This is a genomic window from Paraburkholderia piptadeniae, assembly GCF_900007165.1.
Taxonomy (GTDB): domain Bacteria; phylum Pseudomonadota; class Gammaproteobacteria; order Burkholderiales; family Burkholderiaceae; genus Paraburkholderia; species Paraburkholderia piptadeniae.
Map to the genome: position 1 here is coordinate 1 of NZ_CYGY02000267.1, position 671 is coordinate 671.

The 671-nt window shown below is 55.1% G+C and carries 1 protein-coding gene; it reads right to left on the reverse strand.

Going from position 1 to position 671, the window contains the following annotated elements; genetic code table 11:
- Positions 1-285: 285 nt before the first annotated feature.
- Positions 286-671 (reverse strand): ABC transporter permease (locus BN2476_RS45165; RefSeq protein ID WP_369122667.1); only part of this gene is annotated, 386 nt, incomplete at its 5' end.

Below are 671 nucleotides of genomic sequence, written 5' to 3' on the forward strand. Positions count from 1 at the left end.
CGAACCGGATGCCGTCAGTATCAATGCTGACCCTGCAATAAACGCTTTCCTCAAGTCTGCCTCCAAACCTCATTGATTGAATTCGGCGAGTCGTTCTCGTTTTTCTGACCGCCCCAAGCTATTCGACTGTACCGTTCACGTTCAATACATCAGCCCAACTCCTTTTGACGTCTCAATTACTGTACATAGGATTACTACATACATCAGGAACTCGACACGCATGCGTGCACATCTATTTACGGCCGGGTATTGCCGGTATGCCCGATACCGGCAACGGAACGAAGGTTATGCTGTTGCGGTGTTCTGACGGGTGCTATATAGACAGACCATGCCGACGATCAGACCGCCGTAACAGATCTGCTTGATGGCTTCGGGAACGTGCATGAGCGACAGCATGCTGCTAACCAATGTAATGACCAGCACCCCCGCTATCGTTCCGCCATATGAACCCTTCCCGCCAAGGATGCTGGTGCCACCGACTACAACCGCCGCAATGCCCGGCAGCAGATAGGGATCGCCCATTCTCTGGTAGGCCTGCCCTGCGTAGCCCGCGAGCATGATCCCCGCTACAGCGCTGCACAGTCCTGACAGCACAAAGGCCGCGAGTATGACCCGTCGGGTGTCGATACCGGAGAGGTACGCCGCTTTTTCTCCCGAGCCCACGAGACTCC